General features: G+C 55.4%; 18 protein-coding genes. 14 read left to right on the forward strand and 4 right to left on the reverse strand.

The window, feature by feature from the left end:
• The first annotated feature begins 12 nt into the window (after positions 1-12).
• The 9 genes from E5180_RS14705 to recO all read left to right on the forward strand — a co-directional run bounded on the left by E5180_RS14705 (position 13) and on the right by recO (position 7,697).
• Entirely contained in the window at positions 13-2,163 is a 2,151-nt protein-coding gene (locus E5180_RS14705) for a RelA/SpoT family protein (RefSeq protein WP_138925034.1), read from the forward strand.
• Between the two features lie 34 nt (positions 2,164-2,197).
• Entirely contained in the window at positions 2,198-2,893 is a 696-nt protein-coding gene (locus E5180_RS14710) for a DUF2062 domain-containing protein (protein WP_138925035.1), read from the forward strand.
• A complete protein-coding gene (locus tag E5180_RS14715) occupies positions 2,877-3,629 on the forward strand; it encodes a pyridoxine 5'-phosphate synthase (protein WP_138925036.1) in 753 nt (250 codons plus the stop codon). The genes E5180_RS14710 and E5180_RS14715 overlap by 17 nt, the downstream gene beginning before the upstream one ends.
• Positions 3,630-3,638: 9 nt before the next feature.
• A complete protein-coding gene (gene acpS, locus E5180_RS14720) occupies positions 3,639-4,046 on the forward strand; it encodes a holo-ACP synthase (RefSeq protein ID WP_138925037.1) in 408 nt (135 codons plus the stop codon).
• Positions 4,047-4,157: 111 nt separating this feature from the next.
• On the forward strand, positions 4,158-4,994 hold the full coding sequence (gene lepB / locus E5180_RS14725; RefSeq protein WP_138925038.1) for a signal peptidase I: 837 nt from the start codon (positions 4,158-4,160) through the stop codon (positions 4,992-4,994).
• On the forward strand, positions 4,991-5,677 hold the full coding sequence (gene rnc, locus E5180_RS14730) for a ribonuclease III (protein WP_138925039.1): 687 nt from the start codon (positions 4,991-4,993) through the stop codon (positions 5,675-5,677). The genes lepB and rnc overlap by 4 nt, the downstream gene beginning before the upstream one ends.
• Positions 5,674-6,582, forward strand: coding sequence for a GTPase Era (gene era / locus E5180_RS14735; RefSeq protein WP_138925040.1), 909 nt, complete (start codon positions 5,674-5,676; stop codon positions 6,580-6,582). The genes rnc and era overlap by 4 nt, the downstream gene beginning before the upstream one ends.
• A 60-nt stretch (positions 6,583-6,642) precedes the next feature.
• Positions 6,643-6,972 carry a DUF1491 family protein gene (locus E5180_RS14740; RefSeq protein WP_138925041.1) on the forward strand — a complete coding sequence of 110 codons (330 nt, stop codon included), beginning with the start codon at positions 6,643-6,645 and terminating at the stop codon, positions 6,970-6,972.
• Complete coding sequence (recO, locus tag E5180_RS14745; protein WP_138925042.1) at positions 6,972-7,697, forward strand: DNA repair protein RecO; 726 nt, start codon at positions 6,972-6,974, stop codon at positions 7,695-7,697. Before E5180_RS14740 ends, recO begins: the two co-directional genes overlap by 1 nt.
• On the opposite strand, the gene E5180_RS14750 is transcribed toward recO, so the two are convergent.
• Entirely contained in the window at positions 7,681-8,049 is a 369-nt protein-coding gene (locus tag E5180_RS14750; protein WP_254700496.1) for an META domain-containing protein, read from the reverse strand. The two genes, recO and E5180_RS14750, sit on opposite strands and share 17 nt — an antisense overlap.
• 77 nt (positions 8,050-8,126) lie before the next feature.
• Positions 8,127-9,812, reverse strand: coding sequence for an acyl-CoA dehydrogenase family protein (locus E5180_RS14755; RefSeq protein WP_138925044.1), 1,686 nt, complete (start codon positions 9,810-9,812; stop codon positions 8,127-8,129).
• 146 nt (positions 9,813-9,958) lie between these two features.
• Here E5180_RS14755 and E5180_RS14760 point away from each other — a divergent pair, with 146 nt between their 5' ends.
• On the forward strand, positions 9,959-10,726 hold the full coding sequence (locus tag E5180_RS14760; RefSeq protein ID WP_138925045.1) for a sulfite exporter TauE/SafE family protein: 768 nt from the start codon (positions 9,959-9,961) through the stop codon (positions 10,724-10,726).
• A 3-nt stretch (positions 10,727-10,729) separates the two neighbouring features.
• Here the strand turns inward: E5180_RS14760 and E5180_RS14765 are convergent, their stop codons facing one another.
• The gene (locus E5180_RS14765; RefSeq protein WP_138925046.1) at positions 10,730-11,089 is read right to left on the reverse strand and encodes a helix-turn-helix domain-containing protein; all 360 of its coding nucleotides are present in this window, start codon (positions 11,087-11,089) and stop codon (positions 10,730-10,732) included.
• Positions 11,090-11,240: 151 nt separating this feature from the next.
• Between E5180_RS14765 and E5180_RS14770 the strand changes: the two genes are divergently transcribed.
• Together E5180_RS14770 and E5180_RS14775 are read left to right on the forward strand one after the other, a co-directional pair.
• Positions 11,241-12,140, forward strand: a complete 900-nt coding sequence (locus E5180_RS14770; protein ID WP_254700497.1) for a LysR family transcriptional regulator — start codon at positions 11,241-11,243, stop codon at positions 12,138-12,140.
• Positions 12,141-12,218: 78 nt separating this feature from the next.
• Entirely contained in the window at positions 12,219-12,935 is a 717-nt protein-coding gene (locus E5180_RS14775; RefSeq protein WP_138925047.1) for a hypothetical protein, read from the forward strand.
• 47 nt (positions 12,936-12,982) lie between these two features.
• On the opposite strand, the gene E5180_RS14780 is transcribed toward E5180_RS14775, so the two are convergent.
• A complete protein-coding gene (locus tag E5180_RS14780; RefSeq protein ID WP_138925048.1) occupies positions 12,983-14,581 on the reverse strand; it encodes a phosphoenolpyruvate carboxykinase in 1,599 nt (532 codons plus the stop codon).
• Between the two features lie 362 nt (positions 14,582-14,943).
• Between E5180_RS14780 and E5180_RS14785 the strand changes: the two genes are divergently transcribed.
• Positions 14,944-15,645 (forward strand): response regulator transcription factor, encoded by a 702-nt coding sequence (locus tag E5180_RS14785; RefSeq protein ID WP_138925049.1) that lies wholly within the window; start codon positions 14,944-14,946, stop codon positions 15,643-15,645.
• A gap of 41 nt (positions 15,646-15,686) precedes the next feature.
• The gene (locus E5180_RS14790; protein WP_254700498.1) at positions 15,687-17,369 is read left to right on the forward strand and encodes a sensor histidine kinase; all 1,683 of its coding nucleotides are present in this window, start codon (positions 15,687-15,689) and stop codon (positions 17,367-17,369) included.
• Positions 17,370-17,372 lie beyond the last annotated feature (3 nt).

The raw sequence follows: 17,372 nt of genomic DNA on the forward strand, positions 1-17,372 counted from the left end.
GGCAGGACAGGCATGAATACCGCCGACATTACGGCTGAAGACCTTATCGCGCTTGTGCGCGCCTATAACCCTAAGACAAACGAGAATCAGATCCGGCTGGCCTATGAGTATGGCCAGCAGATGCACGATGGGCAGTTCCGCCATTCAGGGGAGCCCTATTTTACGCATCCGGTCTCTGTTGCGGCGATTCTGGCCGAACAGCAGCTGGACGACGCGACCATCATCACCGCATTGTTGCACGACACGATCGAGGACACGAAAGCGTCCTATCGCAGCGTGGATGAAAAATTCGGGCGCGACGTGGCCGAGCTGGTCGATGGTGTGACCAAGCTGACCAACTTGCAGCTGAACTCTAACGAGACAAAGCAGGCCGAAAACTTTCGTAAGTTGTTTATGGCAATGTCGAAAGACCTGCGGGTTATTTTGGTTAAGTTGGCGGATCGACTGCATAATATGCGCACGATCAAGTCGATGCGCCCTGATAAGCAGATTCAGAAAGCACGCGAAACAATGGATATCTATGCGCCTCTTGCGGGGCGTATGGGGATGCAATGGATGCGCGAAGAGCTTGAAGATCTGGCGTTCCGCGTACTCAACCCCGAGGGGCGGCAATCCATCATCCGGCGGTTCATCACGCTGCAACGTGAAACCGGTGACGTGATCCAGCGCATTACCGGCGACATGCGTCACGAGCTTGAGAAGGCGGGAATAGAGGCCGAGGTCTTCGGCCGTGCGAAGAAGCCCTATTCGATCTGGCGGAAAATGCAGGAAAAGCAGCAATCTTTTTCCCGTTTATCGGATATTTACGGTTTCCGCGTTATCACTACGTCAGAGGATGAATGCTACCGCGCTCTTGGCACCATTCACCGACGCTGGCGGGCTGTTCCGGGACGGTTCAAGGATTATATCAGCCAGCCTAAAACCAACGGCTATCGGTCGATCCATACCACCGTTTCTGGTCGTGACGGTAAACGGGTCGAGGTGCAGATCAGAACGCGGCAGATGCATGATGTCGCCGAATCCGGTGTGGCGGCGCATTGGTCCTATCGTGACGGTGTACGGTCGCGAAACCCGTTCGCAGTCGATCCCGTGAAATGGGTCGCGCAGCTGACAGAGCAGCTTGATTCTGAAGAAGATCACGAGGATTTCCTCGAGGCGGTCAAGCTCGAGATGTACGCCGACCAAGTGTTCTGTTTTACGCCCAAGGGCGAGGTGGTCAAACTGCCCCGTGGAGCCACGCCGATCGATTTCGCATATGCGATCCACACGCGAATCGGCGCTGCCTGCGTGGGGGCCAAGATCGACGGTATGCGCGTTCCGTTGTGGACGCGGGTGAAAAACGGACAGTCGATAGAGATTATTACCGCCCAAGGTCAAACACCGCAGGCAACGTGGCTGGATATTGCAACGACCGGCAAGGCGAAAACGGCGATACGTCGGTCGCTGCGTGAATTGGATCGCGCGCGCTTTGTCAGTTTGGGGCGCGAATTGGCGCGCTCGGCTTTTGAGCAGATGAATAAATCTGCGACAGAGAAAGTACTGCGCACCGCCGCGCGCAACCTCCGGCTGTCCAACGAGGAAGAGTTGCTGGCGCAACTTGGGTCGGCAGAACTGTCGGGTCAAGAAGTGGTGCAAGCCGTCTATCCCAACCTGCGCCCCAAACCCGGCGAACATGTCGACCGCAAACGGGCGGTTGTCGGTTTGGAGGCGGGTCAATCCTTTGATCGGGCCCCGTGCTGTCAGGCGCTTCCAGGGGAACGTATTGTCGGGATTACCTTCCGCGGGCAGGGCGTGAAAATACACACGATCGACTGCGAACGCCTGTCGCATTACGAGGACCAGCCCGAACGCTGGCTGGATCTGCGGTGGCACGATGGCCCGCATCCGGCGATCTATGGCGCGACGCTGGATCTGACCATCGGCAATGGCGCAGGGGTCTTGGGGCGGATCTGTACCCTGATCGGGCAATCCTCGGCCAATATCGCGGATTTAGAATTTTTGGACCGCAAGCCTGACTTTTTCCGGTTGCTGATCTACGTAGAGCTGCGAGACATTGCACATCTGCATTCTTTGATCCCCATGCTGGAGGCCGAGAGCGAAGTGGCCGAGATCAGCCGATATCGGAACCCCGATTTGTTCAAGGCAGGCAGCAAAGACGCATGATCCGCCCGGACTGCGCTGACCCAAGGACGAACTGTTGATCTTCAAACGCCGCGATCCAAAGCCGACAGTGCGCGCGATGGCTGAATTCATGTGGCCTCGGGGTGGTTGGACGCGGGCGTTCCACTATGTCAAACACCGTATGCGCCGGTTGCCTGATACGCCCGAACGGATTGCACGCGGGATATGGGCCGGGATTTTCACGACATTCACGCCGTTTTACGGGATGCATTTTATAGTTGCGGCGTTGGTGTCGCGGATGATGCGGGGCAATCTGCTGGCGGCGCTGATGGGGACGTTTTTTGGCAACCCACTGACCTATGTGCCAATTGGATTGTCATCGCTGTCGATGGGGCACTGGATACTCGGGTCTCAGATGCAGACGGGCGAACACCGGTCATTCGGCGGCAAGTTTTTTGACGCTGGACACGATTTGTTGGCCAATTTTATCGCGATGCTAACGAACCGGGACATGGATTGGTCCGGGCTTGAGGTATTCTGGCATCAGGTGTTTTATCCGTATTTGATCGGGGGCATTGTGCCCGGCATGATCTGCGCGACAATCGCGTATTATCTGGCTGTGCCGTTGCTTCGGGCCTATCAAAAACGACGCAAGGGCGCGATTAAGGCCAAGTTTGACTCGTTGAAGAAAAAAGCCTCGGCCAAGGCAGAGGCGAAACGCAAGGCAGAGCAGGCGGCTCTGAAGGGGAAAGACCATGGCGGCACAAGGTAAGCTTCGGCTGGGTGTAAATATTGACCACGTGGCAACTGTGCGGAATGCGCGCGGTGGTGCCTATCCTGATCCGCTGCGTGCTGCTCGGGCCGCGCAGGAGGCGGGGGCCGACGGGATTACGGCACACCTGCGCGAGGATCGCCGTCACATCACGGATGCCGATATCGAGGGTCTGCAAGAGGTGCTGACCGTGCCGCTGAACTTTGAAATGGCAGCCACCGAAGAGATGCAGGCCATCGCCTTGCGCCACAAACCCCATGCGGTTTGCATCGTGCCCGAAAAGCGCGAGGAGCGGACCACCGAGGGCGGTTTGGAAGTGGCGCGCGAAGAAAACCGGTTGGCGCACTTCATTGCCCCGCTGCGCGAAGCAGGTAGCCGCGTCAGCATCTTTATCGCCGCCGACCAGCGTCAGATCGAAGCCGCGAACCGCATCGGGGCCGAAGTGATCGAGCTGCACACCGGTGCGTATTGCGACGCCTATGCCGAAGGGCATTGGGAAGAAGCGCAGAAAGAACTTCAAAAGCTCGAGGAAATGTCGAAATTTGCGCATGATCTGGGGCTTGAAGTGCACGCAGGCCACGGGCTGACCTATGACACCGTGAGCCCGATCGCCGCCTTCCCTGAAGTGCAAGAGCTGAACATCGGACACTTCCTAATCGGCGAGGCAATCTTTCTGGGGCTTGGTCCCGCCATCGCCGAGATGCGCCGCCTGATGGATGACGCCCGCAAGGGCTGAGGGCGCGGCATGATTTTAGGCATTGGGACTGACCTTGCGAATATCGAACGGATTCAAGGCACGCTGGACCGCTTTGGTGACCGTTTTAGAAATCGCGTATTTACCGAAGTTGAACAGCAAAAGGCTGAACGGCGGCGCGATATCGCGGGGACCTATGCCAAGCGATGGGCTGCCAAGGAGGCTTGTTCAAAGGCACTTGGTACCGGACTGCGCATGGGGATCGCATGGCGGGACATGGCCGTGAGCAATCTTCGAACCGGCCAGCCGGTGATGGAAGTGACCGGTTGGGCCGCAGAACGTCTGGCCGAAATGACACCCGAAGGACATGAGGCGATCATTCATGTCACGTTGACCGACGATCACCCTTGGGCCCAGGCATTTGTCGTCATCGAAGCCCGCCCCAAGGCAGGTATCTAGCCGCAACGGCAAATCATGGCCCAATCGGTCGATGGATCGGGGGCGGGGTTGCTTGACTTGCGGCAATGGCACCCGCATGTAACGCTCGAACGCATGAACAGGAGCGCCAAAATGGCCGCCAAAGAGAAAACCGGCAACGCCTTTGTCGAAACCATCAAAACGATTGTCTATGCGCTGTTGATTGCGGGTGTCTTCCGGACCCTGTTTTTCCAGCCGTTCTGGATTCCGTCAGGGTCGATGAAAGAGACGCTGTTGATCGGTGATTTCCTGTTCGTGAACAAAATGGCTTATGGCTATTCCTACGCGTCCTGCCCCAGCGTGATGATGCCCCGTTTCGGCATAGAAGTGGACGCGAAGGATATTTGCGGCGTGTTTGATGGCGACAACACACGTCTGTTCGGATCCGAGCCTGAGCGCGGGGATGTCGTTGTTTTCCGTCATCCTGTATCGGGCCGCGACTATATCAAACGTCTGATTGGGTTGCCGGGCGATAAGATCCAGGTCACCGATGGAACAGTAAGCATCAATGGCACCGCGGTCGAGCTGCGTGATGATGGTGTTTTCGAAGAAGTCATGGACCGGCAAGGACCGCAGGGTATGCGTCCACGCTGTGAAAATGGTGCGGTCGGTGCCGGTGGGATGTGTAACAAGACCCGCCAGATCGAAGTTTTGCCCAATGGCGTAGAGCACCCGATCTTGAACATCGGTAATCAAGCGTCGGACAACACCGGAGTGTATTCGGTGCCGGAAGGGCATTACTTTTTCATGGGCGATAACCGCGATAATTCGGCCGATAGCCGTCTGGCGCAACAAGCCGGTGGCGTGGGTTTTGTCCCGTTTGAGAATCTAATTGGGCGCGCGGATCGGATCATGTTCAGTTCGGGGGGGCGGTCCATGCTGTTCTTCTGGACGTGGCGTGGCGATCGTTTCTTTAAGGCGGTCAAGTGAAGTTAAACGCTGATCTCCGGGCCTTTGAGGGCCGTATCGGGTACCACTTTACCAAGCCCGAGCTGTTGAATCGTGCGGTGACCCACGCCTCTATGTCGTCGGCCAACCGCGACGATAACCAGCGGCTTGAGTTTCTGGGCGACCGCGTCTTGGGGCTGGTGATGGCCGAAGCGCTGCTTAACCTTGATCCCGCCGCGACCGAAGGCCAGCTGGCCCCGCGGTTCAACGCGCTGGTACGCAAAGAAGCCTGTGCGGAGGTCGCGCGCGAAATCGACATGGGGGCTGTGCTCAAGCTCGGTCGCTCTGAGATGCTATCAGGCGGTCGGCGCAAGCAGGCATTGTTGGGCGACGCGATCGAGGCTATAATCGCAGCTGTCTATCTAGATGGCGGGTTTGACGAGTCCAGAGCGTTGATCCTGCGGCTGTGGGGTCCGCGGGTACTGCAGGTCAAGCAAGACGCCCGCGATGCCAAAACCGCGTTGCAGGAATGGGCACAGGCGCGCGGCTTGCCGCCCCCCGCCTATGTCCAGACTGACCGGCAGGGGCCAGACCACGCCCCTGTGTTTACCATCACTGCCCGTATTGAAAGCGGGGCCAGCGCCGTTGCGTCCGCCCCTTCGAAACGTCAGGCCGAACAGGCCGCTGCCAAGACGCTCTTGGCCCAATTGGAGAGACCCTCATGACCACGCGCGCCGGATTTATCGCCCTGATAGGCGAGCCCAACGCGGGCAAATCGACGTTGCTGAACCGCATGGTCGGCGCGAAAGTGTCGATTGTGACCCATAAGGTGCAAACCACACGCGCCCGGATCCGCGGCGTTGCGATGGAAGGGCAAAGCCAGCTTGTGTTCGTGGACACGCCCGGCCTGTTCCAACCCCGCCGTCGTCTGGATCGCGCCATGGTGGCTGCTGCTTGGGGGGGCGCTGCAGATGCAGATATTGTCATCCTGCTGATCGAAGCCAATCGCGGCATCACCGAAGGTGTGGAACGAATTCTCGAAGGTTTGGCCGACATCGGCAAGGGACGTAAAGTCGCGCTGGCGATCAATAAAATTGACCGCGTTGATGCACCGGTTTTGCTGGGTCTCAGCAAAGAGATGAACGACCGCTATAATTTCGTCGGGACCTTCATGATTTCAGCCGAGCGCGGGCATGGTGTCGATACGTTGCGCCATTGGCTTGCAGCCGAGTTGCCCGAGAGCCCATGGCTTTACCCCGAAGATCAGATCGCCGACCTGCCGATGCGCATGATTGCTGCCGAAATGACCCGAGAAAAGCTGATCCTTCGCCTGCACCAAGAGCTGCCGTACCAGCTGACGGTTGAGACCGAGAACTGGGAAGAGCGCAAGGATGGGTCGGCGCGGGTAGATCAACTGATCTATGTGGTGCGTGACGGGCACAAAGGTATTGTGCTGGGCAACAAGGGCGAAACAATCAAGTCCGTCAGCAAAGCCGCGCGCGAAGAGCTCGAAGAGTTTCTGGGTCGAAAGGTTCATCTATTCCTGCAGGTCAAGGTGCGCCCGAACTGGCTCGACGAGGCGGAGCGCTACTCTGAAATGGGGTTGGAGTTCAAAGACGGCAATGTCTAGGTTTGGTGCAACCCGACCCTTCGGGGAGGATTTCTCACCATTTGGAAGCAAGGGCCTGTCATGGTCCGGCTGACGGCGCGGTTCTGGGTCGACGCCTATTTCGCGCGGCTGCGGGTCTATGATATACCGGCGTTTGTTGTCGCGCACGGGGATGACACCGGCGGCGCGGTTCTGGTGAAGCTGGCCACATTAGATGGAAATGCACAGCTTTTTCATAAAAGCTTTGATTTGATCAGTGGCGAACGGAGCTGGGTCGAGATGACAAGCGGCCAAGAGCCCGATGTCGATGAGTCGATCAGTCGGCAACGTGGCTATGACCCGGATCTATGGGTGATCGAAGTCGAAGACCGGCAAGGCCGGCATCTGTTGCACGAGGATGGTCTGAGCTGATGGAGTGGCGCGATCAGGGCATTTTGCTGAGCACGCGCCGCCACGGCGAAACATCGGCGATTATCCAGGTTTTTACGCCAGAACGCGGGCGTCACGCCGGAATCGTGCGCGGCGGCACTAGCCGCAAGATCGCGCCAATTCTGCAGCCGGGTGCCCAGTTGGATGTCTCTTGGCGCGCACGATTGGAAGACCACATCGGTGCTTTTACTGTCGAGCCCGTGCGGAGCCGAGCCGCATTGGCGATGAACGACAGGATGAGCCTCGCGGGATTGAATGCCGTGACAGGTTTGCTGGTTTTTGCGCTGCCTGAACGCGAGCCCCATACACCGCTATACCGGCGAACCGAAACGTTGCTGGACCTTCTGGGACAGGGGGACCTGTGGCCGCTTGCCTATCTTCAGTGGGAAATCAGTTTACTAGACGAACTGGGCTACGGGCTTGATCTTAGCGTTTGTGCTGTAACCGGACGGACAAGCGGGTTGATCTTCGTGTCGCCAAAAACGGGTCGTGCCGTCACGCGGGAGGGGGCTGGAGAGTGGGTGGACAAAATGTTGCCGCTGTCGCCGGTGCTCCGTGGTGAGGGTGATGCGAGCGACGCAGATATTGCGTTGGCGTTCAAAACTACGGGCTACTTTCTAGAACGGCATCTGGCGCGAGATCTTGGGGGAAGGCCCTTGCCTGAGGCGCGAGCGCGATACGTGGAGGCCTTCAGTCGGCAGCGATAAACACCATATTAAGGTTCTCGGTGTTAGAAAGGATCATTACATTATCCAGTATTTCGATAACTGTGGTGCGTTCGAGCGCGTTGGTGAGTGATTTTTCGTGCTGCAGGTCAGGGCAGGATCTTTTGGTGGAGGATACGAGCGTGACTGAGAACCACGGATAGGGCACTGTATTCGACGCGGTGATCCGGTTGCACGGGCCTTGGATGGTGATTGTTTCTGCGGCTAGGAAGGACAGCGTCGCGTTTGCCGGGAACGGGACGCCGTTCACCTCCTGTAGATCCCAAAGCCGGTCTGCCGCGCCATATGCCCGAGCGGTTTCATCCCGACTGCACAGGTTTGTCAGAGCCGCCATAAGTAGTAGAGGGATGAATTTGAACATGCTCGGTGCGAAAGCGGCCCGACGGTGTTAGCCATCAGGCCGCTGTGACACTATCCTAGCAAGCGGCGCGAGATGACCTGCGCCTGGATTTCTGCGGCACCTTCAAAGATATTGAGGATACGGGCATCACAGAGGACGCGGCTGATCTTATACTCCAGCGCAAAGCCGTTGCCGCCGTGAATTTGCAGACCGTTGTCGGCCGCGGCCCAGGCGACACGTGCGCCTAGCAGCTTGGCCATGCCCGCTTCGACATCACAGCGACGACCTTCATCTTTCTCGAAGGCAGAGAAATAAGTGAGCTGACGCGCGATCATAATCTCGACCGCCATCATCGCAAGTTTAGAAGACACACGAGGGAAGTTGATCAGGGATTTTCCAAATTGCTTGCGGTCGATCGCGTATTGCATGGAAATGTCGAGCGCGGATTGTGCAACCCCAATGGCGCGCGCGGCCGTCTGGATACGCGCGCTTTCAAAGGTTTCCATTAGCTGTTTAAAGCCTTTGCCCTCTTCGCCACCCAACAGATTTTCACCTTTGACATGGAAACCATCGAAGGCGAGCTCGTATTCTTTCATACCGCGATAGCCAAGCACTTCGATTTCGCCGCCGGTCATGCCTTCGGACGGGAAGGGGTTTTCATCATCACCTGGCGTTTTTTCGGCCAAGAACATCGATAATCCTTTGTAATTTGACGTCTGGGGATCGGTCCGTGCTAAAAGAGTCATGACATGGGTGCGCGCTGCATGCGTGATCCATGTTTTGTTACCAGTCACCTTATAGTCGTCGCCGTCCTTCACTGCGCGGGTGCGCAGGGAGCCAAGATCAGAACCGGTATTCGGCTCTGTAAATACGGCCGTGGGCAGGGTCTCAGCGCTCGCAATCCGAGGAAGCCACTTTTCTTTCTGAGCATCTGTTCCGCCCGCAATGATCAGCTCCGCTGCGATTTCCGAGCGTGTCCCCAGAGACCCAACACCGATATAGCCGCGCGATAATTCTTCGGAGACGACACACATAGAGGCTTTGGACAGTCCAAAGCCGCCGTATTTCTCGGGAATTGTCAGGCCGAAAACGCCCATTTCTGCCAACTCATTGATGATCTCAATCGGGATCAGCTCGTCCTTGAGGTGCCATTCGTGGGCGAAGGGCTCGACTTTTTCAACAGCGTAGCGGCGGAACTGCTCGCGGATCATCTCAAGCTCTTCATCGAGGCCGGACCGACCCACGGTGATGTTAGCGGATTGCTCTTGCATCAGTTCAACAAGACGTGTGCGTGCGGCTTGCGTATTGCCCTGCTTTTGCAATGCAGTGATGCCAGCGTTCGTGAATGCGGTCTGATCCTCGGCTGCTACGCCGAGATCGTGCAGGCGCAGGATTTCACCTTGGTTCATCTGAATGCCGCCGGTCATCTGGCACAGATATTCACCGAAGGCGATTTGATGGATCAGCTGTTCAGTTTCGGAAAAGTTTCCTTCGGCCTGAAGTTTTTCTGCCCACAGCTGCATCTGGTGAAGAGACTGCGCATAGGTGGCAAGCCAAGCAAGCCCATGCGCCGCTGTCTGATTTTCCTCGACAAGTGCGTTTGCCACTTTTCCATCTTGCGATACGATCGCGCGTACCGCGGTTTTCGCTGCATCTAATAGGCGATCCACGGGAGCCAGTGTTGATTTGGTGATCGCGAGCAAGTCTTCGATCACAACGTCGGTGCCAGCAATCACGTCTTGTCCATCATGTGCCATCTGTAAGCTCCCTTAGTTGGTTAAAGACGACATAAACCTTTCGCAGGTGCAGCACAATAAAGATACGTTTCAGTGCGGCAATTTGGTTTAAAATTACGTAGATGATTTCGCGTGCGCCTATTGTTAAACTTGGTATGAACAGGCCCATGGACATGTTTTTTACCTTAATGACACCGGGAGAATGGGCATTTGCCTTCGGGGTCGGACTTGTAGCTGGGTTTATTAAGGGGGTGGTGGGCTTCGCGATGCCCTTGGTGCTCATATCTGGGCTCACAATGTTTCAATCGCCCGAGCTCGCGCTTGCCGGGCTGATCTTTCCAACGGTAGTCACGAACATGTTTCAGGCCTTACGGCAGGGTGTAGCCGCTGCGTGGCGCAGCGTAAAAATGTTTAAAGTTTTCCTAATCGCCGGAGGGGTAGCACTTTGTCTGTCTGCCCAGACAGTGCGGTTCCTCGCCGCTGATACGATGATGTTGGTGATTGGTGTGCCGATAACGCTGTTTGCTTTGTGGCAGGTCACGGGACGAAGTTTTACCCTAACGCATAGATCCACGAAATTAGAGGCCGCCATCGGGATGTTCGCTGGTGCCATCGGCGGAGTTTCAGCCGTTTGGGGGCCGCCGACGGTTGCCTACCTTACCGCGCTTGGAACGCCCAAACATGATCAGATGCGTGTACAAGGCGTCATCTATGGGTTGGGCGCTATATTATTGCTGATTTCGCACTTTGGATCGGGCGTACTGCGCGCGGAAACCGTGCCTTTTTCGGCCGTTATGATCGTGCCATCGTTGATCGGTATGTGGCTAGGTAGCCTGGTGATGGACAAGATTGACCAAGCGTCTTTTAAAAAAACGACGCTGGTCATCCTGTTAATTGCGGGCGCAAATTTGGTCCGCCGCGGTGTATTTGGCTAGCGCCTAACTTTGCCGCGCGACGGTTAATCCTGACACATCTTCGATAAATGTCACGATGCGTGTTTTAAGCGCGTCGTCATTTATCGCGGCCAAAGCGCTGACGATCTCGATGCTGGGGTCGGCCTTGGGGGCGTCGTTTGTGGCGTCATGCAGCCCTTCGAAGAAATAGGCGGGGGCCACGTCTAGAATTTGAGACAATTCAAATAGACGGCTGGCAGCGACACGGTTTGAGCCAATTTCGTATTTCTGGATTTGCTGAAAGGATAAATTTAACCGTTTGGCCACATCGGTTTGAGAAAAACGACGCAGCGTACGAATCTGTTTTAGTTTCTTGCCGACGTGGATGTCTACGGGATGCGACATTCTGATACCTCCGGTTGTTGTTGTAGTTAGTCATCCTCAAATCTCTCTTTCCGATCAATTGGATAGATTTATTCAATTTGTGGTTACAAAATGTCCACTGATGTATTATCAATAACTCCTTAATGTATTATTAATTTACCATCGGTGGCCAATGAATAGTGTCGATAACACAGGACTAGGTGAAACCGAAGCGGAGAGAATCCCGCCGTTACTATATGAAATGGTTAGATCTTTTATCGTTCTCGCGGACACTCTCAATCTTAGTCAAGCTGTGCGCCTGTTGGGAAGTACGAGGCAGACAGTACGGCGCCATATTGCCCAAATTGAGGACTATCTGGATGCCCCGTTGTTCGATGTCGACGAGCGCCGATATCGTCTAACCCAGCGTGGTGAGGAAGCCTTACCAGAAGCGCGAGAGTTTCTCGCGCGCGGTAAGGTGTGGATTGGCGGCAATACTAGAAGCTCCGGCGGCCTGTTGCGACTGTCGCACGAAACGCCAAATGGTTGGAACTTCTATCAGCAGCAGCGGCCCTTAACGCAGATTTGGGATGGCGAGTCGCCGATGATAAAGGAAGCATTCGTAGCCTGGGTGAGTAGCGAAGGGCGGTTAGAGCACGAGAATTTCCAGAAAATTCGTCCTTATGTTCTGGTGTATCGCGACACTCCGAGCGGGTGGATCTGCATCGAGGTGGGTCAGGAATCATTTTATACAAATTGGTGGGGTTGGGAGAATGCGCGTAGTAGCATCGGACGGCTTCTGGCGAATTTTCCCGGCGGGCCCGAGTTCGAGGCGATGCTGGATTTTCCCTTTCGGGAGGTGCAGGCTAACGGCGGGGTACGCTTGGACGAGATCGTAACGCAAATACCGCGCGACACAGCTAGCGGAGAACTTATCCCGCTGGCGTATAAGAGACTTTTAATGGCGAGCCGGTTTCCTGACGGTAGTTTAGCCTTGATCTCAGCAGTAGATAGATCGCGCCATGTGACCATCTCCGGTCTAGATCAGGCCGCAATGTCGGGCATGCCCGACGACGCCATAGTGCGCTTCTAGTCGTCTACCTAAAATTCGAAGCTAACTTTTGTCAAATAGGCTACCCTTTGGTGGAATTTCACCAGAGGAGAGTTCAGTATGACGTTGTTGAGTTTTCAGAGCGGCGAACGTTTTATCGCCAGCAGTTCGGAGATCCTGCGCAAAGCTGGGATCACGTTAACGTTCGGTTATGACTTTAGGGACTATAAGGAACTATTGCAGGACGCGCGACCGGATCATTTAATTGGGCTGCCTTTTGACCCGGTCACGAATGTCCTGAACGAGAATAACGCCTTTTGGATCGTTGGGCGGAATTCAAAAGGTGAAGTTATGCATACGCAGGCCATGCGTATGTTGGAGTTGAACGGAGCAAAACTGGCCGAGTACCTGCGCCGGTCATTCGTAGAATTTCCACCTCCGGGCGTTGATATCGATTTCCACCGCTCGCGGTATCGCGCGGGGCCGGGGGCGCACCGCATCGCTGGCGACGTGTGCTATCATGGCGAGTTTTGGGTGGGTGCAACACCGCGTGAGTTTAAAACCGCCGGCCTATCATCGCTATTGGGGCGCTATGCCTTCTGGCAGGCAATGCAGCATTGGGATCCAGACCACGTCATTGCCTTCATGACAAACGCAGTTGTTTATAAGGGGTTCCCAGCACGTCATGGCTATATGCATACCGAGCCCGGCACGTTGCGGTGGTTCATTAATGGTCAAGATGCGCCCGTAGAAGGCTTTATGGCGTATATGGAGCGCGAGGATCTACGGTTTATTCTCGATATGCCGCTGTCAGACCGTTCGTCGAAGGCGGCGTAGGGGGCGCTAAAAAAAAGAGCCGCGCTTTTCGCGCGGCTCTGATAGGATCAGCCGATTGAGGCGGCTTTCACGTCGTCGTCGATATAGGGGAGGTATTGTTCGAAGTTCTCCGCGAACATCTTGACCAGTTTGGCCGCCTGACGATCGTAGGAAGCAGGATTGTCCCAAGTTCTGCGCGGGTCCAGAAGGATGTCCGCAACCCCCGTCACCGCGACCGGAACGTCAAAGCCGAAGTTCGGGTCTTTGCGGTATTCAACGCCTGCGAGTGATCCTTCCAGCGCCGCGGTTAGCAGCGCGCGGGTGGCCTTGATCGGCATGCGGCTACCGGTGCCATAAGCGCCGCCGGTCCAGCCCGTGTTCACTAGCCAGCACGTGGCACCATGCGTTGCAATTTTCTCGCGCAGGAGGTTCCCGTAAACTTCAGGGCGACGTGGCATGAAAGGCGCACCGAAACAGGTCGAGAATGTAGGCTCGGGTTCGGTTACGCCACGCTCAGTGCCTGCTACCTTGGATGTGAAGCCCGACAGGAAGTGGTACATCGCCTGCGCAGGTGTCAAACGCGCGATGGGAGGGAGCACACCGAACGCATCGCAGGTTAACATGATGATATTTTTGGGGTGACCGCCGGTCGCTTTGGCGGATGCGTTCGAGATATAGTGCAGCGGGTAGGCGCAACGCATGTTAGCGGTCAGGCTATCGTCATCGAAATCAAGCTCTTTGGTTTCTTGGTCAAAGATCATATTCTCGATGACGGTACCGAACTTTTCAGTCGTCGCGTAAATCTCGGGTTCGGCTTCGCTGCTCAGGTTGATCGTCTTCGCATAGCATCCGCCTTCAAAGTTGAAGGTGCCATTGTCCGACCAACCATGTTCGTCATCGCCAATAAGCGTGCGGCCGGGGTCAGCGGACAAGGTAGTCTTGCCTGTACCCGACAGGCCGAAGAACACGGCGGTATCGACGGGGTTGCCGGTGGCATGGTTGGCCGAGCAGTGCATCGGCATGATGCCTTTCTCCGGCAGCAGATAGTTCAGCAGGGTGAACACCGATTTCTTGTTCTCACCTGCATACTCGGTCCCGCCAATAAGGATCATCTTCTTGTCAAAGTTCATCGCGATAACCGTTTCCGAACGGCAGTCATGCTTTGCCGGATCGGCAGAGAAGCTGGGGCAATTGATTACGGTGAAATCTGCAATGAAGCTGTCCAGAGCGTCACGATCCGGACGGCGAAGCATGTGGCGAATAAACAAGCCATGCCAAGCAAGTTCGGTCACCATGCGCACGTTGATTGCGTGTTTGGGGTCGGCACCGCCGACGAGATCCTGAACGAAGTAGTCTCGACCCTGCATGTGAGCGAGCATATCTTGATGCAACGCGTCAAACCCTTCGGGGGACATCGCCGCATTGTTTTCCCACCAGATTTTGTCAGCGACGCTATCAGTTTTCACGACATGTTTGTCTTTGGGAGAGCGGCCGGTAAACTTACCCGTTGTGACCAGAAACGCACCGCCTTTGCCCAAGGTGCCTTCATCGCGCTTGAGCGCGGCCTCTACCAGGGCGGGCTCGATCATGTTGTAATAGACATCACCCAGCCCGCTAATGCCTTGGTCTTCGAGGCGGAATTGCGGATTTACGCGGCCTAACGTCATGTGATGTCTCCTGTAGCTGCATCAAAAAGATGCCAATTCTTGCACTAATGGCTCGACCCTTTGGGGCCGTAACTGCCTCTTAGCACGTTGATTTACGTTATGAACAGGTAGGTTTCTCTCAGTTAGCGCCATCATCCAACTGTTTGCGGAAACTCTTCTTAATCCGACGTAAAGGCTTGCCGAATAACATAGGGGTTAACCCCGTAAGTGCGGCAATTTAGCCATTTCTTAACAAATTGTGGCACGATTAAGGCTAAGATGAGGAGCGATTCTCAGTTTCCGATTGATTCGGTCGCGTAAATTGATGATCAGTAGAAGAAAAAAATATTTAGCAGTTGAGCAGAATATAAAGGGAACAGGCAATGTCAAGAATTGCATTGGTGGACGACGATAGGAATATCCTGACGTCGGTTTCTATGACTTTGGAAGCCGAAGGTTTCGAGGTCGAAACCTATAATGACGGTCAGGCCGCGTTGGACGCATTCAATAAAAAGCTGCCCGATATGGCGGTGCTGGATATCAAAATGCCTCGTATGGACGGGATGGATCTGTTGCAAAGGCTGCGGCAAAAAACCGCGATGCCCGTGATCTTCCTGACGTCCAAAGACGATGAAATCGATGAAGTGCTTGGCCTGCGTATGGGGGCCGACGATTATGTCAAAAAGCCCTTCAGTCAACGCCTTTTAGTCGAGCGTATCCGTGCGTTGTTGCGTCGCCAAGATGCTGTTGAAACGAACGAAGTCGGCGACACTGAAGAAACCAAAGTGATCGAGCGTGGTGACCTTCGGATGGACCCGCTGCGCCATGCTGTCAGTTGGAAGGGCAAGGATGTCTCGCTGACTGTAACCGAATTTCTGCTATTGCAGGCTTTGGCCCAACGTCCTGGTTTCGTGAAATCGCGCGACCAGCTGATGGATGTTGCGTACGATGACCAAGTGTATGTCGACGATCGTACCATCGATAGCCATATCAAACGCTTGCGCAAAAAGATGCGGTCAGCGGACGAGGAGTTTTCCGCGATCGAAACGCTGTATGGCATCGGTTACAGATACAACGAAGAGTGATCTGAGCCATGGCCATTGTCGAAAGGAATTTTGTGCGGGACATGACCACGCCTAATCGGGACGGTGATGTTGTATTGGGTGACGATTGGGTCGCTCCGGACAAAATCGCGACAGATGAATTGCGCGGAAAACGTGCGCGACGCGGCCTGTTTGCGTTGCGCACGTCGCCGTTGACGCGAAAAATCATCACATTCAACTTAATTGCACTGAATGTTTTGGCCGCCGGTATACTTTATCTTAACTCCTCCCGCGATAGCTTGGCCGTACAGCGAGGTGCCTCGCTTATCTCGGAGGCCGAGCTTATTGCAGACGTATTCGAGGCACAGCTCGCAGTTGGGGGCATTTCCGACGGGCTGGCGGGAGCGACGAACGCTCGGGCAAGCCTTGAGCGACTTGACTTGCGTAGCGGGATCGAAGTTTTTGTTTTCGATACATCTGTTGATTTGGTCGCTCAAAACGCAGGGCAAAGCGATGCGCCCGCTGAGGTACTAGAGCCTGGGGATACAGCCCTCATTTCTGATGGGCTAAGCTGGCTTTGGGATCTACTTTCCGCATCGTTTGGTGCAGGCACGCCGGCTGAGACTTTGCCGGTAGCAGAACAGTTGCGGCCGCTGGTCTCTGGTGCTCTCGTCAGTGGTACGCGGATGGGAAATGATCTCGTTGGCGCGGGAGGGACGCTTTTCTCGGTCGCCACGCCCATCGTTCATGATGGTTTGCCGATTGGTGTAGTCGCAGTAACTTCGGCGGCGGGTGAGATTGATAAACTTGTTCGGGACGAGCGCGAGCGGGTTCTCCAGATGTTTGTTATTGCGACGCTGGTCTCTATCGGGCTTAGTATCGTGCTGGCTTCGACCATTGCAAATCCGCTGTCAGACTTGGCGGCAGCCGCCGAGCTGGGGCGTGATAAGGATGCGCGTAAAATGAACCCTGGTCGGATCCGTATCCCGGATTTGACCGCACGCCCCGATGAAATCGGTCGCTTGTCGGGGGCTCTACGTGGCATGGTGTCGGCGCTCTATAACCGCATAGATGGTAACGAACAATTTGCAGCTGATGTCGCGCATGAGATCAAGAACCCACTCGCGTCTCTGCGATCGGCCGTTGGGACATTGCGTTTGATCAAGCGCGAAGATCAACGAGAGAAATTGCTGGATGTCATCGACCACGATGTGCGCCGGTTGGACCGTCTGGTGAGCGACATTTCAAATGCGTCACGCTTGGACAGCGAGCTGGTTAAAGAAGAAGAAGAGCCCTTTGATTTGCTGATGATGATCGGCAACTTGGGGCAGTATCTGGGGGAAGACGCCCGCAAACGCGGCATCGACTTTATAACTGATCTGCCCGAACAACCGATTATCGTTCATGGCCTCGAAGCCCGTTTGGCGCAGGTTTTTGTGAATTTGATCAGCAATGCCGTGTCGTTTTGTGAAGATGGCGATGCGATACGTGTCTGGGCGCGCAAGCGTGAAAATCGCATTCTCGTTGTCGTGGAAGACACAGGTCCGGGCATCCCGGAACAAGCTCTCTCGAAGATTTTCAAACGTTTCTACTCGGAGCGTCCCGAAGAGCATTTTGGCAATAACTCTGGCCTAGGGCTCGCGATTTCAAAGCAAATCGTAGAGGCGCATGGTGGTGTCATCTGGGCCGAAAATATTCGACCTACCGATGCCGATATCACCTCCGACCCTCTTGGCGCTCGCTTTGTGGTTGGATTGCCGATCTGAAGC

The sequence above is a fragment of the Sulfitobacter sp. BSw21498 genome, assembly GCF_006064855.1.
Taxonomy (GTDB): Bacteria; Pseudomonadota; Alphaproteobacteria; order Rhodobacterales; family Rhodobacteraceae; genus Sulfitobacter.